The sequence below is a fragment of the Paenibacillus sp. EC2-1 genome (assembly GCF_049311625.1).
GTDB lineage: Bacteria > Bacillota > Bacilli > Paenibacillales > Paenibacillaceae > Paenibacillus_AQ.
This window is the reverse complement of sequence record NZ_CP186006.1, coordinates 1,588,720-1,612,648: the sequence shown is the minus strand read 5'-3', so window position 1 is coordinate 1,612,648 and position 23,929 is coordinate 1,588,720. Positions and strand designations below refer to the sequence as shown.

Genomic DNA, 23,929 nt, shown 5'->3' with positions numbered 1-23,929 from the left:
CCATCATACAAGAAAACCTGTAAATCCGTCCAATGATAACAAAAAAATAGAAGCACCCAGGTCAGCTGGAACACAGCTGTCCAGCAAGCGGGCGTATGATCCAAGAGAGATCACTCTCGTCCATACGTCCGCCGGGGTGCTTCTAAATAGAATGTCGGCTTAGCTGTATTATAACAGCGCCATGTAACTGTCTCTGTGAAAAAAGTCACGACGCAAATTCATTCTCACATTGTCTCCAGAATGATCTGTGATCCACCACCGGTTTGCTCAGCTGGTCGCACGACCAATTTTCGTGCAAGACGTGCTCTAAGCTCTGGTACATGGCTAATGATACCTACCGTAAGCTGATCGTTGTGCAATTTTTCAAGCGAAGTAATCACGGTGTCCAGTAGTTCCGGATCCAGTGTACCAAACCCTTCATCCAAGAAGAAGAACTGAAGTGGATACTGGCCTCTCAGTTGAATTTGGGCCGATAACGCAAGTGCAAGGGATAGAGAAGTTAGGAATGTTTCTCCACCAGAAAGTGTTGATACAGGCCTACGAACTCCCCCATTGGCATCATCCCGAATAACAAACCCACCGCCAGAGTCTACCTCCAAGGAGTAACGCTGTTTCGTGAGGAATCTCAATCGCTGTGACGCGGATTGACTGACCTGCATCAGTTGCTCTTCCGCAACATATTCCACGAACGCGTTCCCGCGAAGACAAGACTGCAGCTTGGAAAGCCGCTCCCCTTCCTCAGCATGCTTCAATCTGCGTTCTTCAAGCTCCATAAACCGAACATGGCGTGTACGAAGGTCTTCAAGATCTCTTTCTGCACGAGCCTTAGATTGAATCGCCATTTCATCTGATTGACGATAATGCTCAAGTTGCAGACAACATTCTTGCCAATCCGCTTCGTTAAACTGAGCCCCCTTCAGCTTCAACTCAACATCCTTAAGTCGCAGGGACCATTCACGCTGTCCTTCCCGATGAGCTTGGACTTGTACGGATAATCTATCCGTTTCTTCTAGAGTCATAAAGGCTTCAAGAACCCCTTCTTCCGTAGCAAACGGCGAGTCCCTTAGTTGGGTCAGCCAGCGTTCTTCAGCTGCCTTAGCATGCGCTGACGCTGAATCAGCCGCTTGCTTCGCGATGGCCGCATCTTTTGCCGCTTGCTGCTTCGCCTCTTCGGCTTTGCGGCGTTCTTGTCTAGCATGCTCCGCTGCCGATTTAAGATCAAGAAGACGTTGCTTGCATTCCTGCAGTAACTCTTCTGCCGAACGGTCTCCAATCCACGTCCGGAGCCGCTGTTCTTTCTCCTGCAACAGTTCCTGTTTACCTTGATCGTGAGCATCCCACTGAATTAACTGCTTCTCCAGTTCGCGAACCTGACCCTCCAGATGAAGCACTACGTGCTTCTTTTCTTCCAAAAAGGGAACACTGCGCTCTAGACCGTCTTTAATAGATTCCGCTTTAGAGTCACGTTCCTGCATCTCTTTAAATCGACTCTCAACTTCCTGTAGACTGAGCCCTTGATAACTTTCTTCCCATGCCTGCTTCAAAGCCTTTATATCATCTTTCAATCCAGTTAACTTTGTATTGAGCTGCTCAAATAACGCATTTGCATTCTCGACAGAAGCCGAACGTTTGGCCAGCTCCTGCTGTAGAGTAGCTAACTTTTGCTGTAACAATGTCGCCTTCTCTCTACATTCACGGAGAATAGAAGCTTGAGTTGAGGTAAATGACTTCAATGCTTCTACGAATTGTTCAAGACTAGCAATCTCATCGGTAGGCATACGGCTGGAAGCCTGTTCGATAATTAGACCAGCAGCAGCTTCAGCTAAAGCAATGTGTACAGAAACCTGCTCAGTATCCACTTTCTCGCAGCTTGATGCCGAGATTGGTAAACTTGAGGTCTCATTCAGTTGCTGACGCAGTACTAGTCGAAGCTCTTGCACTTCTTCTTGGACTTGGCGTATACGCTCAAGCTGAAGCTCCCCGGAGTGATCTGACAACATTTCAGGCTGAACGGGTGCAGGATGATGAACGCTTCCGCATACCGGACAAGCCTCTCCCTCACGAAGTTCAGAAGCAAGCGAGAGAGATAAAGCATGAAGCTGCTGTTCTCGAAGAGACTCATTCATAGCTTTGAATACTGATGCTACCTGGGCCGATCCATCATCAGCAGACTTCACGGCATGAGTAGCCGAGTTCTGAAGCAGCGATATCTCAGCAGCCAAGAACTCTAGTTGTTGCTGGAGTTCTTTTTCAGTAGTTTGTGTTTCCTGTAGTTCTGTTTCCGCCTTATTCAGCTTCGCACGCTGTCCCTTTACTTCTGCCTCAGCTTTCGCTAATTGCTCTTCTGCAAGCAGGATTGATTGTCGCTTATGCATCGCGTCATGCAGCATTTGACGATCTTGGGAACGTGTCTCTAACAGCTTCAGGGAATCCTTTAATTCATCCCTACGTTTCCTACCTCTTTCTAGCAATTCTTGTTCCTTATATAACTGTTCATTCGTTTTGTTAAGTAGCTCTCTTGTCTTCACTCGCTGTTCCGTTAGTTCAGCAAGCTCACGCTGTAATATATCCCGTTCGCGCTGTAACGCAGCTGCTTGCTCCAATTGCTCTGCTCGTAATACAAGCTTGGGCTCCTCTGCTGACAGCACCTCGGCAGCTGACTCATCCGCCACAGTAGCACGCTGCGCTACCACTTCCATCTGTTCTGCTGCATTGAATAACAGTTCCGCTTTTTCCATAAGCTGGCCATGTGTCTTTACAGATTCGCGCAGGGTGTCCAGTACAGGAACAAGCTGCTTGGCTGCTGCACCAAGCTCGAGCTGCCGCTCATAGTTCTTCATCTCTTCTTCACGGGCCGACAGATCAGCTAGTTTACTTCTCAATCGACGCTGCTCAAGATCAAGCTCTCGCACCTTACTCATACGCTCACTACGTTCGGTGGCAGCAAGCAACTGTTTTCTGGATTCATCGGCGTGTTTTGCCGCTTCTAAGAGCATTTTTTCAGCTTCATTTAAAGCTTCTTTCCCTGCATTTCCTAGACCTTGCTGCTCCGCCTCCAAGGATCTAAGAGCCCCATCATTGTCTTTCACTCTTCGGCTCAACTTGAGTGCAAGCTGGTCACCATAGCGTTCAAGATGAAACAAACGTTGAAGCATCTGACGCCGTTCACTTCCCTTTAAGGATAGGAATTCTGCGAATTTACCTTGAGGTAGCACAACCGCTCTTGTGAAGTCGTCCATCTTAAGACCAATCTTCTCTTCGACACATCTTGTGACATCCGCCAGCTTATCCGCAATTACAGCCTCACCTTCACTTGTAATCGCAACAAAGCGGCTAATTGTATTGCTTACAGATAGTTCGTTAACCCGTTTAAATCTGCGTTCAACCCGGTAGCGCTCCGGTCCATCTGCTGAAGCTAGTTCAAAGGTAAATGAAACGGACAGACTGTCCTCTGAATGATTCATTATACCCTGTGTTCCGTTTACCGCCCGCTCGACTTTGCCATACATGGCCAAAGTGATGGCATCAAGCAGTGTTGACTTACCACTACCCGTCGGTCCAAATATCCCGAACAATCCCGTCTCGCACAGCTTCTCGAAATCGATTTCCTGTGGTTCACGATAGCTCTGAAGGCCCGCTACTTTCAGCAATATCGGCTTCATTCTGTCACCTCCTGCCCTACTGACTCTTCTTCATCCACAAGTTCCATGAACAAATGTACCAAACTGTCATCCGGCTCTGCCCCTCCGGTCTGACGCTGATAGAACTTTCGGAACAAATCAGGCAAAGGAATCCTTGAGCGTTCGATCTCAAGCTCTAGCGCCTCCATTTCAGGATAGATCGGTCGAATATGGACGATACCATCACGGCTTTTACGTAAACGCTGGATATCTGCGAGTCCCATTGCTTCGGTCAATGATACTTCCAGATCAATAAAAGCATTCATATCTCGTTCTTCATCAAGCCACCGATATACCTCCTGAAGCCCCCCCTTCGCCTTCCAGCGAACGAGCGGACGACCACTACTGAGGAATAGCTCTTCGATCACCGGTGTACATCCAGGTGAAACATCTACCATCGTTACAGATTTAGCCTGTCCAGCTTCGGAAAAGCTGTATGCCAGCGGCGATCCGCTGTAGCGTATAATCCCTTCACCTTTAACAGCTTGAGGTCGGTGGAGATGCCCCAAAGCCGTGTAGCAAGCGCCCACAGCAAGAGCAGATGGATCTACTGTATACGCGCCCCCCACTTGAATCGGTCGCTCTGACTCACTCTCTAGTCCTCCAAGCACGTAGATATGACTCATGGCCAAATTTACGGTTTTTGGTGAAAAATCACGCGCCATTAGCTGCATCAGTTTACCGACCCGCTCACTATATGCTCGGCGAAGTTCATCTTCATTTCCATCCGCGGTTAGCAGCTCATTCAGCCTTGCTTCTGAGGGATATGGAAGTGCCGCGATCTTAGCAATCTCACCTGTTCTGGGAGTGGTGACCGTTATAGCTTCCGACGAAGGAAGCCCAACTAAAGTGATTCCTCGTTTAGATACAAGAGGCGTTACTGAAGATACCCGTTCAGGCTGATCATGGTTGCCTGCAATAACAACAAGCGGACGCCCTCCTTCTGTCAGCCGGGCGGCAGCATCATAGAACAACTGCTCTGCTGCTGCTGGCGGATTGACCGAATCGTATACATCACCCGCCATCAATATGAGATCAGCGCATTGATCATTCGCCATATGAACGAGCTCATCCAAAAACGCTTCTTGCTCTGCCAATCGACTCCGTCCTTCAAGGGTACGACCCAAATGCCAGTCTCCCGTATGCAAAATTCGCATAAAGCTTTATTCTCCTCCCTACTTAAAACGTACTCCTTGAAACCTATGGTATCAAGGAGCGTTGTTGTTTGTTTCTATTCACATTAAAACGATATTAACTATATGAGTACAGCGTGTCCTCCATCATCGAAAAAGTAGAGCCATTTTTCAGAGATTGGTTCGCCTAATATGTCCTCGAGTGCTTTACTATACAAATCCAGCTGGAAGCGATACTGCTCCGTTAATGCTTCAATACCTCCACGGTGCTCAAGTACCCGATCTGTTTTGTAATCCAGCAGGACTAATTGTCCATTATGCCTGAACAAGCAGTCCACAACACCCTGGATTAATACAGTCTCTTCTTCAAACAGCTGATCACGGTTTGAAGCGGTTATCCTAGCACCGTCTGCGATTCCTAGAACAGCTAAGCCTTGATAGGCTTCCGCAGCCGAAAGACCATAAGAGAAAGGCATTTCTCGCCAAATTTGCTGTGCCTCAATCAGCTTCTCACCTACTGGTGAATGGAAAACACCTAGAATGTCTTCTGGTCTCACCGCTTCCGCTTGTACTCTGGTAATCGTCTCATTCTCCGTAAGTTTTGCAATTGTCTCTTCTACGACAGGGAGATCTGTATTATGGCTAATAGGCATATGCTGCATTATTGTGTGATATACCGTCCCTCGTTCTGCTGGGGTCAGAGCCTTATTTTCCATGAATTTAGGTCTTCGCAGCTGGAAAGTGAACTGAGCATTATCCTTCTGCTTGTCCTCCTGCTGTCTGTGGATCGCCGCTTCCTCCATCATATCCAGCGAGGGACTATCCTGCATGGTAAGTAGTTTTTTCATCTCCGAAACGGATGTTTTTGCAGGGATTCCACTTAGCTCTGCATATGGATAAGCCCAGCTCAAGCGTTGGTATATCTCTTGTCTCATTTCTTGAAGACTGCCCTCTTCATTCCACCCAATATCGGCAACCGGCTCAAGTTTATGCAGTGCCGCTTCTTTATCAGACCTGTCTGGGCTCTGTGTTTCCTCCTCCGAAACTATAGTTGTCTCAGCAAGCGATTCAGAACTCATCAAATGAATAACCCACCTTGTGCTATCTGAAGATAATGGGGTGTGCTCAAGTGTATCTAAACCAGCAGCCTCTCTCAAAATGCGCGCAGATGGATGACGTATAATTGCCGGTCCGATCCAGTCCAGATAACTCCGTCCACGCGCAAGTAAGTAATCCGGAAGGAGTAAATCTCGCACATGATCAGCTTGCGCCCAACTGCTTATTTTTTTTGGAAGATCTTTCAGCGTTCCAACCAACACCATCTTCTCTTTCGGTCTGGTAAGCGCGACATAAAGTACACGCATCTCTTCAGCAAGTAATTCGAGCTGGGATCTACGACGAATCGCTAGATTCGGCAGTGTTGGATAACTGACTCTCAGCTTTTCATCTACATACTTCGGTCCAAAACCGAGCTCCTTATGCATCAGGAAAGGTACATTCAAATCCTGTTGGTTGAATTTTTTTGATATACCAGCCACAAACACGATAGGAAATTCTAAGCCCTTACTCTTGTGAATGGTCATTAAACGTACAGCATTTCCTTGGGTCTCCGTTGTTCCGGCAGCCCCTAAATCTCCACCATTATCACGCAAGCGAGAAATAAATGTTAGGAAACGAAACAAACCTCTGGATGAAGTGTCCTGTTCATACTGCACAGCCCGGTCATATAGCGCCGTCAGATTCCCCCTACGCTGCGCACCACCAGGTAGACCACCAATCCAATCGAGATACCCCGTCTCACTGTAAATCCGCCATATGAGATCACTTAAACTTCCTTGACGTGCATCTTTACGCCAACTATGAAGTCTCTCCAGAAACTTCTTCAATTTTTTGAAAAGCTCATTTGATATAACAGGTCGTTCATCGCTTACATTCTCTGTATAGATTGAACTTATTTTGTGATTCTGACCGTCCACCAAATCTGCCACACCTGCTGCAGCCTCGGCAAATCCCGGTAACTCAAGTCCCGCAAGCCATGAACTGGTGTTCATATGTGTATCTAATAGATCCGGCATATACCCGGCAACCGCTTCGGAAAGTGCGTCATAGAAAGCTCCTGAAGCGCAAAGGCGAACCTGTGCTAGCTCCTCTTCGGTTAATCCCACAATGGGAGATCTGAGCACAGATGCAAGCGGAATATCCTGGCGTGGATTGTCTATCACCTGGAGTAAAGAGAGCATAATCTCGACCTCAATCGCTTGAAAGTACCCCTTGCTCTGATCCCCAAAGGATGGAATACCTTCCTGTCGGAGCTCCTCCATTATCAGGGGGGCCCACACCATCGCGGAGCGGAGCAGGATTACCATATCACCATATTGAGCTGGTCGCATAGATTTCAACGACTTATCAAACACCATCAAAGGCTCGCCATTCTCTCCTGTCATCGCCCGAATTCGGCGAGCAATCGCCCTAGCTTCCAATTGGGCGGTTTCCATCTCCAGACGCTCAGCCTCGGGAAGATAGCCCTCTGAATCCGAGGTGTCTTCATCCTTCACATCTTCAGACTCTGGACCCAGACGGTCTATGAGGAGAAGTTCAGGCGCATACGAATGCTCTTGCCCCTTTTCCGAGGCATCCTCTTCTGTTATCTCGGCAATCTTATCCACCTCTGGGAAGGAGGCACCGCATACAAGCTCAGCACGATGATCATAAGCAATCTCGGCAACCGATTCGTTCATAATCTGCCTGAATAGCATATTCACAGCATCAACGACTTCCATCCGGCTTCTGAAATTGCGAGCGAGATCAATTCGAATACCAGAAGATTCAAGCGAACCTAGGCGTTCTGAAGCATCATACTTCTGCTGATCAAAACTACCGTATCTTTTATACTTGTCCAAGAATAATCCAGGCTCGGCCAAACGGAAACGATAAATACTTTGCTTCACATCACCAACCATAAACCGATTGCCTGGTGACTCTCTCGAGATCAAACGGACGATATCTTCCTGAACACTATTCGTATCCTGATATTCATCAAGCAGTACTTCATCAAACTGCTGGCGATATTCGAGCGCTGCATCTGAAGGCATGAGATGATCTGGATCTGAGTCTTTGTGTCTTAAGATTTGAAGACAATAATGCTCCAAATCATTGAAATCCACGGTGCTTTTAGCTGCCTTTGCCGCGCGATATCGGTCTGCAAAAGTTATCACCGTCTCCACCAGCTCATTCATAAGCGGAGCCGCTGTTTGCATTTCATGCACAAACTCAGAAGCCGGACGTCCAAACAACGCGGTTTTAAGTTCATTAACCATCTTTTTGACCGTGTCACGAAGTTCTTTGACGCGCTCCTGTAGTTCAGGAACCACATCATCCTTGCGAACCGATTTTAGTTTACCGAAAGACACATTTCGAAATATATCATAAAGCTGATCCCAAGGATTCGTGTCTACCGCTTCAATCAGAGAATCAATCAAAAATCTATCTTCTTCGAGATTCACGGCATATGGCGCTGGTCCTCCCGGCTGAAGTGCAACTGCCATTGCCTGCTCAAGCAGACCAACGGCCCCCGATAATGCCAGACGTGCATCCGTTAGAATACTACGAACCCAAGCGGTCTCTCCAAGCGCTGTCGTATCCTCCACCTGAAATGCAGCTGCCGTATCCCGGAGCCACCGATCTGGCCAAGAATGACTGCGGGAGAAATTATACAATCGCTGCACGAGTCGGTACAACGCATCATCACTGCGTTCCCCGCTGAACCAGTCAGCAAGCTGAAGGAATGTTCCACCATTCTCAGCATCACCATATTTTTCTTCGAATAGCTCCTCCAAAATATCCTGCCGCATCAACTCAGCTTCATGCTCATTTAATATTCGAAAATTAGGATCCAAGGGAATCAGTTGATAATAGCGTCTAATCACTTCCATACAAAAGGAATGAAGCGTTGTTATTGAGGCCCTTCCCAGCAGCGCAAGTTGCCGGCGAAGATGCTCATTGTCTGGATCTTTTTCCAATTCTCGATCAAGTGCTTCCCGAATACGTTCACGCATTTCTGCCGCCGCTGCTTTCGTAAAGGTTGCCACGAGTAGACGATCTACACTAAAACCCGCACTTTCATCCGTGATTTTGCGAATAATGCGCTCAACTAGTACGGCGGTTTTACCGGAACCTGCAGCAGCGGCAACCAAAATATCGTCACCACGAAGAGCGATCGCTTTCCATTGATCATCACTCCACATACTTCCTTCCGGTTTCGTCATGATATCGTTCAACTCCCGTCTCCTCCTTTCATCTGAGCAAGCAGATTCCATACCTGATCCTTGCCTGGTTTACCTAATAATTGATATTGACTTCCTTCCATCGACTCATCAAATTGACACACAGGTCGGTATGAACAGTGGGTACAAGCTGTCTCCTGTCCAATTCGGTAAGGTTCAATATTCACTTCACCACCCGTGATCCGGGATCCAATCCGTACAATATTCTCTCTTACCGCCCCCAGCAGCGTATGCCACTGGTCCGGAGTCGCCACTGCAGCGCTGCTATAGAAGCTACCATCTGCCTTCACGGCAACAGGAAGAATGGCTGAGTGCCCTTTGTCCAGAGCAGAATCCATTAAGGAGACTGCCTCACGATCCGCAAGAAGCAATCCTTTCATTTTGAATCGCTTCAAAAGCTCTTCAGCAGCTTGATCTGCATTCATTCCGTTCGGTGACTGAAGAACAGGATCATGAACATGGAAATAAAGCGTACCTGCAGGAAGAGCAGTCTCTCCTAACCAATCTTCAGCAAATGTAAGTAAAACATCCAGATAAGTCAGCATCTGTAGTGACAATCCATAATACACTTCATGCAGCTTTAGATCCTTCTGACTCGATTTATAATCAATAACCCGAAGCATGATTCCATTCTCTCCGCGCGCCATATCAACACGGTCAATACGGCCGACCACTTCCATCATCACTCCATTAGGTAGCTCAAAAGCTAGTGGGGGAATAGGTTTATCGGGTCCGAAGTCTAACTCCAAGCCAACCGGTTCAAAGCTGCCTCGACGAGACTGTTCACCTAATATGACAGAAGCGCGGCCTACAATGTTTTTGAGCTTGCGGGATATATAGCCGTATCTCTTCGAGCTAAGCAATATCTCACCTTGTAAGAGTGGAACGAGCCTATCTACCGTTGACTCCGCCTCGCGAAGGCATTCATCCGCACTCAGATCTCCCCAGCTTCGATGCTGCTCTTGAAACCGAGAAGCCATATCACTGAGCGCAGCATGAAACAACTGTCCAATATCAGGAGCTTGAAGTCGGTATAGTTGTCTCTCCTTCAGCTTAAGTCCATGTGAAGCAAAATGGGAAAAGGGACATGCTACAAAACGCTCCATCCGGGACACGCTTGTGCGAAGCTTACTACCATATAAGCGTCGACTCGTATTCTCCTTTAGCGTCTTCGTTTCATTGCGATATGAAAGTGAGGACAACATTGTTTCCAGTTGATCTTTCCATTCCGCATTACGAGCGAACCAATTGTATACTTCCCACCACAAAGGCGGCAGGTTCCCTCCATTCCTAAAGTCTCGAAGTCTACCTACAAGAAAAGCGAGGGATTTCCCACTTCCAGCTATGAATCGTCCTTGTTCCTCTGAAGTTTGCGCACCATGAGGCTGAGCATAGAGCACCTGTTCATTCAACTGAAACATGTTCTTCAAATGTCGTATGACCTCCGATGGCAGCAGCCCTTTCCCCTCATGATCAGCAGTCGGATAGCTAACCCACAACCGGTGGCTGGCACTGGTTAGAGCCGTATATATAAGAAAACGTTCATCCAGAAGTCGACGTGAAATGTTAGGAGCTAGTTCCATGCCAGAACTCTCAAGTGTAACCCGCTCCTGCTCTGTCAATATGCCATCATCCTGAAATTGAGCCGGAACAACCCCGTCATTCACACCCAATAAAAATACATATTTAACGCCACCCGAACGGGTATGATCCATGCTGCCTACCAGCACCTGGTCAAGAGACGGCGGTACAAGTGACATTTTGAGTTCGGTTAGACCTGTATCTAGCACACCTGTAAACATTTCTGTGCTCAGTTTCTCGCTTCCCATCATTTCAACGATCTGATCTAGAAGATCCAGAACAGCAGCCCATATCTGGCGGTGCTCTCTAGCCTCTTCAGGCTTACCGTTATCCAGTGCCGCTCTACTCATCAGCTCCAGCTTCTCCGGCACCTTAGCCTCTTCAAGCAGTTTAAAGATAGCTGTAGATTTATCAAGCGCTGTTACGCCTTTCTTCATTCTCTTCTCAAAAGCAAACAGCGGGCCAGTAATCGCCGCACGGCAATTCTCTATATGATGGAGTCCTTTGCTGTGACGAGTCCCCTCAGCACCATCTTCCAGAGACAGGCTAGGTATGCCTTTCCAAGGCCGACCATCGGTCCAACGCGAACCTTGAATACCAGAAGCCAGTACATGGTTCTCTAATACATCCATATCCTCTCTGGTTAGTGATCCATCTAGAGGGAGCAGAAAGTCAGTTTTGACACATCGGAAAACATCATCGTAACGCCAGCGCCGCTGGACGATATCAAGAGCCGAACGGATAAACTCTACAAGCGGATGATGAAGTTCACTTCGCTTTTGATCAAGGAAATAAGGCACATCGTATTCGCGAAACAGTGGCCCGATTAAAGATTCATAATCGCCTAGATTACGGGCAAATACCGCCATCTCACGGTATCTTGCTCCTTCTTCCCTAGATAATCGGATCATCTCACGAACTGCACCCTCTACTTCAGCACGACGGTTCGCAGCAGCATAAATCGCTAAGCCCGTATCACTCTCATTCTCTTCATGAGAGCGAAAGCGTACTTTCCGGTCATAACCACGTTCTAAATGCGCAAGTACGGAACAATTCTTAAACCGCGGTAGTGTATCTTCCTGAAGCAGCGTGTATGAAGATTCTATGTCCAACTCATCTGCAATTCCTTGTAGCTTTACATATGTCATAGCGGTAGGATGAAATAAATTTAATTCATGCGGCATTGCACCACTTGAATAAGGTTTATCCAATGTCAAAGCAGCGGTTACCGATGAAGCGTGCTGAATCAGTTCCCTAAGCACTGCGTATTCCTGTGGGGTAAAGCCATGGAAACCATCGATCCATATATCAGCATTGCTGATATATGATGAACGACTAATCCCTTCAGCAAGCGTAATAAGCGTATCTTCCTCATCCATATAAAGTGGGGATAGCTCGCGTTCAAAATCTCGGTATAACATTACTACATCTTCAAGCTTTCGCTTAAGCATAGGAGAGCTTCCTGCGACAGAGGTCAAATAAGTAAGTTGGTCCTCAATACAGGAAGAATCAATACAATATCTTTTCATTTCAGTGTATAAATCACTTAGCTTACCTACAAAACCTAACTGTTCCCCTGACGCACCGAACAATTTAAGTTCCTCTTTACGATGCTGAATGATCTTGTATAACATCATTCGCTTGCCTTCTTCACTAATTGCAATCTTGGCGGCACCGCCCGTTTCCTGCATTACCCGGTAAGCCAATCGACGAAAGCTTAGTACTTGGGCACGAAGACTCCCCTTGATTTTCCCAGAAGTGACTAGCATATTCTCCGCTTGAAATGAGGCTTGCTCTGGTACGATCAGAATAATCGGCTTACCTTGAGGATCCTCCTCCAGTCGTCTTGTAATCTCTTCACATATAGCGGTGCTCTTCCCGCTTCCAGAACGCCCGATGACAAAATGCAACGACATGTCATACCTCCTTAATACTCAAGCCTATTGTTCGATACATCAACGCTGTTCTATATATAAAAAATCATGTCTAACAATCGTATTCTCTCAGATAATCTCTGACTCTTAAGCTGAAATCCCTATACTTTCAATCTATAAGATGATGTCTATAAGTATAGCATATCTGAGAATAGAAGGAACATACGTTTGGATTGCATTACCATTAGAAACACAAATAAGAAACTTATATATAAACCATTATAAATCGTCCCTATCAGCCCTTAGTCAACCCCTTCATTCACATCAAAAAAGACTGCTCAATTAAGCAATTTTACTTCGCTTAACCAAGCAGTCTTTTCAATCTTTATTGCAACTGTTACTCTATATTGTCTTTTTGCTACGAACCTCGAATACTGCAAACTTCAAATAATGACCTTCATCTACACCTAAGATCTGAGGGTGATCCTTGCCAGCTGCACGCCATTCGATTAGACGTAACACTTTACCGGCATCCTGCGCCGCTTCTTTAATCGTCTCCAGGAATAGATCAGGACGCATGTGATACGAACAGCTCGCAGTGACAAGATAACCACCTTCATTAACTAGCTTCATACCATGAAGATTGATGTCTTTATAACCGCGGCAAGCTCCCTTGACCGCACCTTTACTCTTGGCAAAAGCAGGCGGATCTAGAATAACGACGTCCCATGTACGCCCGCCTCCAGCTGTTAACGGCTTGGAGGTATCCACCTTATGGTCCGCTTTTGCGCGTTCCTCCCGCTCTTCTATACCTTTCACCTGTGTCCGAAGATATTGAAAAGCGTCATCCACAACGAATTCGACACGATCCTGAAATCCGTTCAGCTCCACATTTTCTCTTGCACTTTCGATCGCATGCGCTGATATATCCAAGCAAGTCACTTTTTTAGCACCGTACTTACATGCATGAAGTGTAAAGCTTCCTGTGTGTGAAAAGCATTCAAGAACCGTTGCTCCATCCCAGTAAGGAAACGTAACTTCTTTTCCACTCTTGTTAACAGGAACCGTACGAATTTCTCCGCTGATTTCAACCTCCTGCTTCACAATTCCACTTCGGCCTCCCCAGCCCTTCATAAGCGGCTCAATGGAGGCTCTGTTCTCGCGCTGGTCAAAGAAGTAACCCGTTTTCTGACCCTCTTCAATATCAACTTTGATCTTTAATCCATTCTCTGTCACAGTAACGTGCCTTGGACACTCCCCGTACAATGTTCCCTTGCTTTGTTCGAGACCTTCGAGTTCCCTCACGGATACATCGCTGCGCTCATAAATTCCTACAGGACTCATTACTTCTACGAGAGCTTCTACAATGTGATCTCGGCAACGGTCCATACCAAGTGTCAGAATCTGAACTACAAGCACATCAGCAAACCGATCTACAATCAGACCTGGAAGAAAGTCTGCCTCTCCATATACAAGACGATAAGCATTCTCTTCACTAATAAAGCGCTCGCGGTGCGATAAACATTCCTTGAATCTAGCCACAAAAAATTCCCGATCCAACTTCTCAAGAGGTTGGTACGAGACAATTCTTACTGTAATTTGGGATTTCGGATTATAGTAACCCGTTGCCAGAAAACGTCCCTGATGATTCATCACTTGAACCAGTTCACCAGGTTGTGGATTCCCTTCAACGGATGCGATTTCACTCTTAAAAACCCATGGATGACTCTGTTCTAATCTTTTCTTGCGATTGCGATCTAAAATGATCGATGCCATTCTTAACTTCACTCCCTGATTTCTCTCCCTATGGACAATCATTGGTATGCGCGTCCCATTGGGGTCATATGAATAAATTAACAATTATTAAAGGAGAATCTCATGCTTTCTTCACTCTGGTTTCCGGTCACTTATGGCCTCGTCGTGTTCTTGCTGGGTATGAAGATTATGGAGGTATCTCTTCAACGCTTTGCCGGCCAGCAACTGCAGCAATGGCTGCACAGAGCAACGTCCACCCCTCTAAAAGGAATGATCACAAGCACAGGTCTCACTGCTCTATTACAGAGTAGCACGGCTGTCACGGTGCTAACGATCGGTTTCGCCAATGCTGGTCTCCTGAACTACGCAGGAACATTAGGTATCATTCTAGGCACCAATATCGGTACAACCCTGACAACCGAGCTGATCAGTCTACAGATCGGACAAGTAGCCATGCCACTGCTGATTCTTTCGCTTATGGTCTGGACTGGGGTAGTCATCCTTAGTGACAGACTTCCATCTGGGCTAATTAAACTACGGGTTAAACTCGAACGGACCCAATTCATATGCCTAGCCCTTGCTGGATTCTCTCTTATCTTGCTTGGTATTCGCATCATGCAATCCATCGGTGCTCCACTGCAACAACTCGGCATATTCCAATGGTTTATCCAGCATGCCTCGCAGAGCATATTTTGGGGGATTATAGCTGGAACGGTACTCTCTGCTCTGATGCATAGCAGTATCGCTGTGATCGCGATGACTATGGGGCTTGCCGCTAGCGGTGTGTTGCCTCCTACACTAGGTGTAGCCATTGTGATCGGCTCAAATGTCGGCACATGTGCGACCGCCCTTATAGCCGCCATAGGCAGTACGCAAGCAGGACGGTTTGTAGCCTGGGCTCATTTAGGGCTAAACATCGGCGGTGCAATTCTTTTCGCCCCGTTTATTACCGTCCTAGCGTCCGTCTCTGGCCTCATTGCAACAGATCCAGGAAGCCAAATTGCCCATTCACAGACCATCTTCAACATCATATGTTCCTTGCTTGCACTACCTTTGTGTTATCTTCCTTTCTGGCGTAAAGCATCGAAAACTTAAGTTAGATATTAATATTCAAAAGCTCAAGTGCTTTACGTAGAATGATATCGTTGTTGTCGTACCCGGACTGACGTTGTTTTTGCCAAGCTGTATGAGGCTCATACCATTCAACATCATTAATCTCTTCAACCTGTGCCTTCAAAGTGCCTTCTTCAGCTTCCACTAAATAATAATGTACTTCTTTGTCAACCACTCCATATTCGGGATGATTGTATCTATAAGCGATAATATCTACTGGGGAAATAATCTTACCCACAATTCCCGTCTCTTCCCAAATTTCTCGAAGTGCTGTCTGCTCAATCGTTTCACCAGCCTCCATCTTACCTTTAGCAAGTGAAGTTTTCCCATAACGATCTTGAATCAATTGAATTTGAAGTACTCCGTCCTTTTGACGATAAACAACTCCGCCCGCGGATATTTCTTTTCGATTCATTTTTGCATCCTCCTTCATGTGCAACAAGGATTTCACCTCCGGTAATGGAAATGAAATCCTTGTCAATTCTGGCAGCGCTAATCTGTTAGCTTATTGGGCAGCAGCCGTTAATCCATTCTCCATGACACTAACCAATTCGCCTTCACACTCATTCACTCCGGCTTTGGTTACCTTCACGCGGCATAATTGACCTTCAAGCTCAGGACCACCATCAAATACGAGCTGTAAGTAGTTTCCACTGTACCCTTGCATTTTCCCGCCATTTGGAGATCCCTTGTATTCCCGTTCAGGAATCACATCTACCACTTGACCTACAAATTGTTCTGCGTAAGCAAGCTGCAGCTGTTCTGACAAGTCGATAAGTTGGTGAACACGTTCATTCTTCACTTCTTCATCCACCTGATCTTCCATCCGTGCAGCCGGCGTACCGGTACGTTTGGAATAAGGGAACACATGCATTTCAGAGAAACCAATTTCCTTCATCAGTTCATAGCCATTCTGGAACATTTCATCGGTTTCGCCAGGGAAGCCAACAATTACGTCCGTTGTGATGGCCAGATCCGGCATAGCTTGACGAATCAGCTTCATCTTGTGGAGAAACTCTTCGGTTGTATACTTACGTCTCATCCGCTTTAATACCGTATCATCACCCGCTTGCAGCGGAATGTGCAGATGACGGCACATTTTGGACGATTTATTGAGAACTTCTAGCATCTTATCGTCGATCTGGCTTGCTTCAATCGAACTGATACGAATTCGTTCGAGTCCTTCCACCTTATCTAAATCCCATAAGAGATCAGATAAACGATAGTTCTCAAGATCATCACCGTATCCACCTGTATGAATACCCGTTAATACAATTTCTTTATAGCCAGCATTGACGAGCTGCTTCGCTTGCTGAATAATACTCTTCGGATCACGGCTACGAGACAATCCACGGGACCATGGAATGATACAGAACGTGCAGAAGTTATTGCACCCATCTTGTATTTTCAGGAAAGCACGCGTACGCTCTGCAAAATCAGGCACGTCCATTTCCTCAAAAGCACGAGTCTTCATAATGTTACGTACTGCATTTATTGGCTGTCTTGATTGCTCAATTTCGTGAACAAAGGTCATAATCTTATCGCGGTCCTGGTTACCAATGACAAGGTCCACACCAGGAATATCTAAAATCTCCGCAGGTGATGTTTGAGCATAACAGCCCGTCACCGCAACGATAGCATCAGGATTACGACGTACAGCACGGCGAATCATCTGCCGGCTCTTCTTATCCCCCGTGTTCGTTACATGACAGGTATTAATCAGATAAACATCTGCGGTTTGTTCGAAATCCACCTGTTCGTAGCCTTCATTCTTGAAAAGCTGCCAGATGGCTTCGGTATCGTAAAAATTGACTTTGCAACCTAACGTATAAAACGCTACTGATGGCATATTCAAACTCCCCCCATTTCTCCAGATTCATATAATGCGCATGCCAGTGCAGTCATTCCTGCAGTCTCACAGCGTAAAATTCTACGACCAAGTCCAACAGAAATAGCACCAGCCTCTTCAGCTGCTCTGCACTCTTCTTCAGTGAATCCACCTTCAGGACCCACGAGTAGCAGCAGCTTAGCGGTTGATCCCGGTTCCTGCATTGACTGTGCCGTAAAAGGTTTCAGCACATCCCTTAGCTGGGAGCCGTGCTCTTTTTCATAACAGAAACAAACGATGTCATAACTAGCGAACGTATCCAACAGCTTCTTCCAAGTCAGCGGCTGTTCAACTTCCGGAATGATATTCCGATGAGCCTGCTCAGCAGCCTCCTTGGCGATTTTACGCCATCTTTCCAGCCGTTTGCTTTCCTTCTTGGCGTCATATTGGACTATAGTGCGCTCCGATATAAACGGTACAAATGTCACAGCACCAATTTCCGTACACTTCTGGATCACGGTCTCCATCTTGTCGCCCTTCGGAAGGCTCTGTGCAATCGTCACCTTCAGACGGGGCTCGTGGGTCATCTCCAGAGGCTCTGTTACAACCGTTATAACGCTTGTCTGCTCTAAGCTTTCTATCTCTACCAACGCTTCTCTGGATATACCATCACTTACAATGAAGGTATCCCCCGGCTTGCCACGCATCACTTTGGTAATGTGTCTGGCATCTTCTCCGGTAATTTCCACGCGGTCTCCCTTAAACTGCTCGGGTGAAACGAAATATCGCTGCATACTTTATCCTCACCTATCTCAAAATCGCCAAACCCCATCATACAACTTTTCAATCAACCTGACCAGTGAAAATCCGTGGCAACAAGCCATAAATTAACCTCCGAACAAGGTCTTGAAGATGTTTAAAAAGAAAACGGATAATTCATATGCTTTTTCATAAAGTGGTCTGATCGTGTAGTTTTGGAAGCCTGGAATTAGAATAATTAACAAAAAGACCAGAATGGACCACTGCTCGAACTGTTGTAACTTAGCACGTACACGACGCGGTACCAGATCCTCAAGAATTCGGTAACCATCCAGCGGAGGCAACGGAACTAGGTTGAACATGAATAAGAAGAAGTTCAGCACGATAAAGGTGTCAAAAAAGAAATGAATAGCTTGAACTACTTTCGCGTTATCAATACCTTCAATAATTCCGAATTGGTACATACCTGCATATATTAAGCAACCTACAATACCTAATAATAAGTTACTCAGTGGTCCAGCAATGGACACGATAATGCCCATCTTGCGCGGATTACTGAAATTCTCACGATTTACCGGTACGGGACGTGCCCAACCGAAACCTGCAAAGAGCAATAAGATAATCCCTAGAAAATCAAAGTGAACTGCAGGATTTAGCGTAACCCTTCCAAGAAGCTTTGCCGTTGGATCTCCGAACTTGTTCGCAAAATAAGCGTGAGCAAACTCATGTAGGGTAAACGCAATAATCAAGGTGATCAAATAAAATGGAAGCAGCTCTAGCGGATAAAAAAGTAACTGATCCAAAAATTCCATTATTACCTCTTCCTTGCGACAAACGCTACCCAGTCATCTTCACGGTGTATATCCGCGATTTCAAACCCGGAAGAAATCAGCGCTTGCTCAACAACATCGATTTTGTTCTTATAAATACCGGATGCAATATAAGTACCACCAGGCTGAAGGGCCGCATAAACATCATCTACAAACAGCAAAATAACTTCTGCCAAAATATTAGCAACAACAACTTGGACAGGCAGCTTAACACCCAGATCCTCAGAGCGTCCATCTGTAATTACTGTAAGTAAATCACTCTCTTTAACAACAATTCGATCCTCCATACCGTTTTGCCGTGTGTTCTCTATCGCACTTTGAACTGCAACGGGATCCAGATCTAAGGCAAGTACCCGAGAAACTCCAAGATGAACTGCTCCAATAGACAGAATACCGGAACCTGTACCCACATCAATAACTTCCTCGCCACCTTGTATCACACTGTCCAGTGCACGAAGACATAGCGAAGTTGTTGGATGCGCCCCTGTTCCGAAGGCCATTCCCGGATCTAATTCAATAATTCGCTCATCATCTGATTCTGGGATATACTCTTCCCAAGTTGGCTTAATTGTAAGCCTATTCGATACTCGAATCGGTTTAAAATACTGCTTCCATGCCGTTGCCCATGATTCCTCATCCACTGTATTGAGTTCATAACGGACATCGCCTGTATCAATGCCGAACAAGGATAATTCCTCAACTCTTGGAGATATTTCATCTTTAATGTCTTCAAGATTCACATCTTCAGAAAAGTAACCTTTAATAACCGCTTGCCCCTCAGGGATATCGTTGAAAGGAACGTCTCCGAACCATTCTCCGTGCGGCGTCTCTCGCTTCTTATTCAATGTGCCGGATTCTTCAATCGAGACTCCTCCAGCTCCAGCTTCGTGCAAGAAGTTAGAAATCATCTCCACAGATTCCTCTGTGGTATGTATCGTTAATTCATGCCATAACATTTGTAGGTGATCCTCCTCGTTTTTACATAAGTCATATTGTACTATACGGAGTACCCTTGTTACAAAATTTAAACGTTATTTATGGTTCAAAGTCACATCAAGCAGTAAATTTACATAAAATAGGGTCCCTTCAACGAACAAAACTCGTTAAAGGGACCCTGGGAGAAGAAATGCTAATAGGCCAGGTACATCTTAATTCTCATGTTCATGATTATCAAACATTTCTTTAAGCTGCCGCTTATCAGCCGCCTCACTCCGACGCATAGCCTGTACATCATCCGTATCCGCTTCCAGAGCTGAAAATTCCACATCCTCCGCTTTAGCAGACTGTAGTGCAAGGATCTTCTCTGTTTTGTCTGCTATTTTACCTTTTTTCACTCTTCGCATTGATCTCATTCTCCTTTCGTCTACACGGATTATACAAATCCACCGGCTTCTTCAATAATGCTCATCGCTCGATCGAATACACTTTCATCCAAAACGACGGTTAGCAGAATATCACGTCCGTGAAGCCCATCATCTGCTGCACTCATCCCACTTGCAGAGGGGTCTGCTGCTCCCAATATCCCCGCAGAGGTATTCGAGAGAGCTGAGTTTAGTGTCATGGATGTTAAGCTAACAATATTGCCTGTTAATGGATTCACGATGTTGTTCATCTCTCCGCCTGGATAGGCACTGAAGCGATTAATCGACATATCCACAACCTTTAATGCCTCAAGTTTACGAGCTACTCCCTGCGCCTCTTCTGGACTTTTGAAGTAAGCCAAAATGTTTTTTTCTGTCAACATCATCACCTGCGCTTTATTCTCTAAATAGTTAATCGTTAAACGAATCCTTCCTAGAATGCTTCATTGCAATGGAATTTATCCCTCGATATTTTTGCTGTGAACGCAAAAATAGGAATCGAATTCATTCTTCGATTCCTATTAGTGAACATTTCCGTCAAGGGAGCGTACCTTGCCTACAACAGCAAACAGCCGTTAAAAGGAATTCCTTTTAACGGCTGTATTAAAAACTCTTCATTACGCATTAAAGTTTAGTGGACGATAGCCCATTAGTCGCCGCGGAAAGCTCGTTTCACACGGTCAAAAAAAGACTGTTCCTGCTCATGTGTCTGTTCACCGTCTAAGGAAGCGAACTGACGCAGTAGATCCTTCTGCTCGTCGCTCAGCTTACTTGGTGTAATAACAACCACCTTGACATGCTGGTCTCCCTGTCCAAGGCCGCGAAGACGTGGAACCCCTTTTCCTTTCAGACGGAAGAAGGTACCTGTCTGCGTTCCAGAAGGGATCTTCAGTTTCACTTTTTCAGTCAGCGTTGGGATTTCGATCTCATCACCAAGTGCTGCTTGTGCAAAAGTAAGTGGTACCTCACAGTAAATATCATCGCCTTCACGTTCGAAGAAATCGTGAGGTTTCACACGGATAACGATATAAAGATCACCCGCTGGACCTCCACGTAGTCCACCTTCTCCTTCGCCTGTCATGCGCAGTTGAGCGCCGTCATCGACACCTGCTGGGATACGCACGTGAATCTTACGTTGTTTCTTAACCTTGCCGTTGCCCTGACAGGTCGTACAACGTTCTTTGATGATTTTGCCGGAACCATTACAGTTTGAACACGCACGTCGGTTAACCATTCGCCCGAATGGTGTGTTCTGCACAACCTCTTGTTGACCGCTACCATGGCAGACACCGCAGGTTTGCGGTTTCGTTCCTGGTTTCGCTCCGGAACCATCACAAGTATCACATGTTTCCGTTCTCGGAATTGTAATATCTGTTTCTTTACCGAATATAGCTTCTTTAAACTCAACGGTCATCGTATATTGCAGATCGTTCCCCCGCTGTGGTGCATTCGGGTCACGACGTCCACCACCGCCGCCAAAGAACATATCGAAAATATCTCCAAAACCGCCGCCAAAGTCGCCGGAGAAACCACCGCCCATACCTTGGTTCGGATCTATGTGTCCGTACTGGTCATACCGCGCACGATTCTGGCTATCGCTGAGTACGTCGTATGCCTCTTTTACTTCCTTAAACTTAGACTCAGCATCTTCCGCTTTGTTTACGTCAGGATGGTATTGACGCGCCATTTTTCGATACGCTTTTTTGATTTCGTCGTCCGACGCGTCCTTGCCAACGCCGAGCACCTCATAATAATCACGCTTTTCAGCCACGGTTTCACCCCCAATTCACTTATTACTCACCTTGGACAAAAGGAAAGTCAAAGTGCGGGATTCGCGCTTTGACTTTCCCTTGACAAGTCTATTCAGATTAACCTTTGTTCTTATCCTCGTCAACAACCTCATACTCTGCATCAACGACGTTATCCTTCTTCGGAGCGCCTTCTTGAGAAGCCTCACCAGCTCCGCCAGCTTGCTCAGCTTGAGCTGCTTGCTCATACAGTTTTACGGACAACTGTTGAACAATTTCAGTCAGTGCTTCAGTCGCTGCGTTGATCTCCTCAATATTATCGGATTCAAGAGCTTTTTTCACGTTCTCTTTTGCTTCGTTCGCTTTGTCGATTTCGGAAGCATCCACTTTATCGCCAAGGTCTTTCAGCGTTTTTTCAGTTGTGTATACGAGCTGATCTGCATTGTTCCGTGCTTCAACAAGCTCTTTACGCTTACGGTCTTCATCAGCATGAAGTTCAGCGTCTTTCATCATTTGTTCTACTTCTGCATCACTCAAACCGCTTGAAGAAGTAATGGTGATTTTTTGGCTCTTACCTGTACCTTTATCTGTAGCCGATACGTTTACAATACCGTTCGCATCGATGTCAAAAGTAACTTCGATTTGTGGTACGCCACGTGGAGCTGGAGGAATGTCTCCAAGCATAAAGCGACCCAGCGTTTTGTTACCCGCTGCCATTTGACGCTCACCTTGTAGAACGTGAATTTCAACGCTTGGCTGGTTATCTGCATATGTTGAGAACACTTGAGATTTGCTTGTAGGAATCGTTGTGTTACGCTCGATCATTTTAGTGAATACACCACCAGCTGTTTCGATACCGAGTGAAAGTGGAGTAACGTCAAGAAGAACTACGTCTTTAACATCTCCAGTCAGTACGCCAGCTTGAACTGCTGCACCCAGTGCAACAACTTCATCCGGGTTAACACCTTTATGAGGTTCTTTACCTGTCAGCTTCTTAATAGCTTCTTGAACTGCAGGGATACGAGTTGAACCACCCACAAGAACGATCTTGTCAATGTCAGCAGCAGTCATTCCTGCATCGCTCAGAGCTTGACGAGTTGGTCCAAGTGTACGCTCTACGAGGGAAGCAGACAATTCTTCGAACTTCGCACGAGTCAAGTTCACTTCCAAGTGCTGAGGTACGCCATCAGCAACGGTAATGAACGGCAAGGAGATTGTTGTTGTCAAAATACCGGAAAGCTCTTTCTTCGCTTTCTCAGCAGCATCTTTCAAACGTTGAACAGCTGCTTTATCTTTGCTTAGGTCAATGCCCTGTTCTTTTTTAAATTCAGCAACCAGGTAATCGATGATCACTTGGTCAAAGTCGTCACCACCGAGGCTGTTATCACCACTTGTAGCTTTAACTTCAAAGAAACCATCGCCAAGTTCCAAGATGGAAACGTCGAACGTACCGCCACCAAGGTCATATACAAGGATCGTTTGATCTTCGGATTTCTCCATACCGTAAGCAAGTGCCGCAGCTGTAGGCTCATTGACAATACGAAGAACTTCAAGACCCGCAATTTTACCAGCATCTTTTGTAGCTTGACGCTGACTGTCATTAAAGTATGCAGGAACCGTAATAACCGCTTGGGTTACAGTTTGACCCAAATATGCTTCAGCATCGGATTTCAACTTTTGAAGAACAATTGCAGAAATCTCTTGCGGTGTGTAATCTTTGCCATCGATGCTTTCTTTATGGCTTGTACCCATGTGACGTTTAATCGAGCTAATCGTACGGTCAGGGTTCGTGATCGCTTGGCGCTTCGCAGTATCACCTACAACACGCTCTCCGTCTTTCTTAAAACCTACTACGGATGGAGTTGTGCGTGCACCTTCTGGGTTAGGAATTACAACGGCTTCGCCGCCTTCCATTACTGCTACGCAAGAGTTTGTTGTACCGAGGTCAATACCAATTACTTTACTCATGAGAAAATATCCTCCT

The 23,929-nt window shown here is 46.1% G+C and carries 15 protein-coding genes; 1 reads left to right on the top strand and 14 read right to left on the bottom strand.

Annotation, left to right across the window (positions count from 1 at the left end; genetic code table 11):
* Window positions 1-224: 224 nt before the first annotated feature.
* From ACK8P5_RS07450 to ACK8P5_RS07430, 5 genes are all read right to left on the bottom strand, one after another.
* Window positions 225-3,662 carry an SbcC/MukB-like Walker B domain-containing protein gene (locus ACK8P5_RS07450; RefSeq protein ID WP_422660321.1) on the bottom strand — a complete coding sequence of 1,146 codons (3,438 nt, stop codon included), beginning with the start codon at window positions 3,660-3,662 and terminating at the stop codon, window positions 225-227.
* Window positions 3,659-4,837 (bottom strand): exonuclease SbcCD subunit D, encoded by a 1,179-nt coding sequence (locus ACK8P5_RS07445; RefSeq protein WP_422660320.1) that lies wholly within the window; start codon window positions 4,835-4,837, stop codon window positions 3,659-3,661. The genes ACK8P5_RS07450 and ACK8P5_RS07445 overlap by 4 nt, the downstream gene beginning before the upstream one ends.
* Window positions 4,838-4,935: 98 nt before the next feature.
* The gene (gene addA / locus ACK8P5_RS07440; protein WP_422661404.1) at window positions 4,936-9,078 is read right to left on the bottom strand and encodes a helicase-exonuclease AddAB subunit AddA; all 4,143 of its coding nucleotides are present in this window, start codon (window positions 9,076-9,078) and stop codon (window positions 4,936-4,938) included.
* A gap of 8 nt (window positions 9,079-9,086) precedes the next feature.
* Complete coding sequence (gene addB / locus ACK8P5_RS07435) at window positions 9,087-12,593, bottom strand: helicase-exonuclease AddAB subunit AddB (protein ID WP_422660319.1); 3,507 nt, start codon at window positions 12,591-12,593, stop codon at window positions 9,087-9,089.
* Between the two features lie 360 nt (window positions 12,594-12,953).
* Entirely contained in the window at window positions 12,954-14,327 is a 1,374-nt protein-coding gene (locus ACK8P5_RS07430) for a class I SAM-dependent rRNA methyltransferase (protein ID WP_422660318.1), read from the bottom strand.
* 102 nt (window positions 14,328-14,429) lie between these two features.
* On the opposite strand from ACK8P5_RS07430, the gene ACK8P5_RS07425 reads away from it, so the two are divergent.
* Window positions 14,430-15,401 carry a Na/Pi cotransporter family protein gene (locus tag ACK8P5_RS07425; protein ID WP_422660317.1) on the top strand — a complete coding sequence of 324 codons (972 nt, stop codon included), beginning with the start codon at window positions 14,430-14,432 and terminating at the stop codon, window positions 15,399-15,401.
* A gap of 1 nt (window position 15,402) precedes the next feature.
* On the opposite strand, the gene ACK8P5_RS07420 is transcribed toward ACK8P5_RS07425, so the two are convergent.
* The 9 genes from ACK8P5_RS07420 to dnaK form a co-directional block, all read right to left on the bottom strand.
* A complete protein-coding gene (locus tag ACK8P5_RS07420) occupies window positions 15,403-15,834 on the bottom strand; it encodes an NUDIX hydrolase (RefSeq protein WP_422660316.1) in 432 nt (143 codons plus the stop codon).
* Window positions 15,835-15,924: 90 nt separating this feature from the next.
* Entirely contained in the window at window positions 15,925-17,268 is a 1,344-nt protein-coding gene (mtaB, locus tag ACK8P5_RS07415) for a tRNA (N(6)-L-threonylcarbamoyladenosine(37)-C(2))-methylthiotransferase MtaB (protein ID WP_422660315.1), read from the bottom strand.
* Between the two features lie 2 nt (window positions 17,269-17,270).
* Window positions 17,271-18,041: a 16S rRNA (uracil(1498)-N(3))-methyltransferase gene (locus ACK8P5_RS07410; RefSeq protein WP_422660314.1), complete on the bottom strand. Its 771-nt coding sequence runs from the start codon at window positions 18,039-18,041 to the stop codon at window positions 17,271-17,273.
* A gap of 93 nt (window positions 18,042-18,134) precedes the next feature.
* Complete coding sequence (locus ACK8P5_RS07405) at window positions 18,135-18,818, bottom strand: site-2 protease family protein (protein WP_422660313.1); 684 nt, start codon at window positions 18,816-18,818, stop codon at window positions 18,135-18,137.
* A 2-nt stretch (window positions 18,819-18,820) separates the two neighbouring features.
* Window positions 18,821-19,792 carry a 50S ribosomal protein L11 methyltransferase gene (gene prmA / locus ACK8P5_RS07400; protein WP_422660312.1) on the bottom strand — a complete coding sequence of 324 codons (972 nt, stop codon included), beginning with the start codon at window positions 19,790-19,792 and terminating at the stop codon, window positions 18,821-18,823.
* A gap of 192 nt (window positions 19,793-19,984) precedes the next feature.
* Complete coding sequence (locus ACK8P5_RS07395; protein WP_422660311.1) at window positions 19,985-20,179, bottom strand: YfhD family protein; 195 nt, start codon at window positions 20,177-20,179, stop codon at window positions 19,985-19,987.
* Window positions 20,180-20,208: 29 nt separating this feature from the next.
* Window positions 20,209-20,577: a hypothetical protein gene (locus ACK8P5_RS07390; RefSeq protein WP_422660310.1), complete on the bottom strand. Its 369-nt coding sequence runs from the start codon at window positions 20,575-20,577 to the stop codon at window positions 20,209-20,211.
* A gap of 269 nt (window positions 20,578-20,846) precedes the next feature.
* On the bottom strand, window positions 20,847-21,968 hold the full coding sequence (gene dnaJ, locus ACK8P5_RS07385; RefSeq protein ID WP_422660309.1) for a molecular chaperone DnaJ: 1,122 nt from the start codon (window positions 21,966-21,968) through the stop codon (window positions 20,847-20,849).
* A 97-nt stretch (window positions 21,969-22,065) separates the two neighbouring features.
* Window positions 22,066-23,913: a molecular chaperone DnaK gene (dnaK, locus tag ACK8P5_RS07380; protein ID WP_422660308.1), complete on the bottom strand. Its 1,848-nt coding sequence runs from the start codon at window positions 23,911-23,913 to the stop codon at window positions 22,066-22,068.
* Between the last annotated feature and the right edge of the window lie 16 nt (window positions 23,914-23,929).

Bases quoted from the DNA above. Each gene is read 5' to 3' on its own strand.
- ACK8P5_RS07450 (WP_422660321.1), bottom strand. From the start codon at position 3,662: ATGAAGCCGATATTGCTGAAAGTAGCGGGCCTTCAGAGCTATCGTGAA.
- ACK8P5_RS07445 (WP_422660320.1), bottom strand. From the start codon at position 4,837: ATGCGAATTTTGCATACGGGAGACTGGCATTTGGGTCGTACCCTTGAA.
- addA (WP_422661404.1), bottom strand. From the start codon at position 9,078: ATGACGAAACCGGAAGGAAGTATGTGGAGTGATGATCAATGGAAAGCG.
- addB (WP_422660319.1), bottom strand. From the start codon at position 12,593: ATGTCGTTGCATTTTGTCATCGGGCGTTCTGGAAGCGGGAAGAGCACC.
- ACK8P5_RS07430 (WP_422660318.1), bottom strand. From the start codon at position 14,327: ATGGCATCGATCATTTTAGATCGCAATCGCAAGAAAAGATTAGAACAG.
- ACK8P5_RS07425 (WP_422660317.1), top strand. From the start codon at position 14,430: ATGCTTTCTTCACTCTGGTTTCCGGTCACTTATGGCCTCGTCGTGTTC.
- ACK8P5_RS07420 (WP_422660316.1), bottom strand. From the start codon at position 15,834: ATGAATCGAAAAGAAATATCCGCGGGCGGAGTTGTTTATCGTCAAAAG.
- mtaB (WP_422660315.1), bottom strand. From the start codon at position 17,268: ATGCCATCAGTAGCGTTTTATACGTTAGGTTGCAAAGTCAATTTTTAC.
- ACK8P5_RS07410 (WP_422660314.1), bottom strand. From the start codon at position 18,041: ATGCAGCGATATTTCGTTTCACCCGAGCAGTTTAAGGGAGACCGCGTG.
- ACK8P5_RS07405 (WP_422660313.1), bottom strand. From the start codon at position 18,818: ATGGAATTTTTGGATCAGTTACTTTTTTATCCGCTAGAGCTGCTTCCA.
- prmA (WP_422660312.1), bottom strand. From the start codon at position 19,792: ATGTTATGGCATGAATTAACGATACATACCACAGAGGAATCTGTGGAG.
- ACK8P5_RS07395 (WP_422660311.1), bottom strand. From the start codon at position 20,179: ATGCGAAGAGTGAAAAAAGGTAAAATAGCAGACAAAACAGAGAAGATC.
- dnaK (WP_422660308.1), bottom strand. From the start codon at position 23,913: ATGAGTAAAGTAATTGGTATTGACCTCGGTACAACAAACTCTTGCGTA.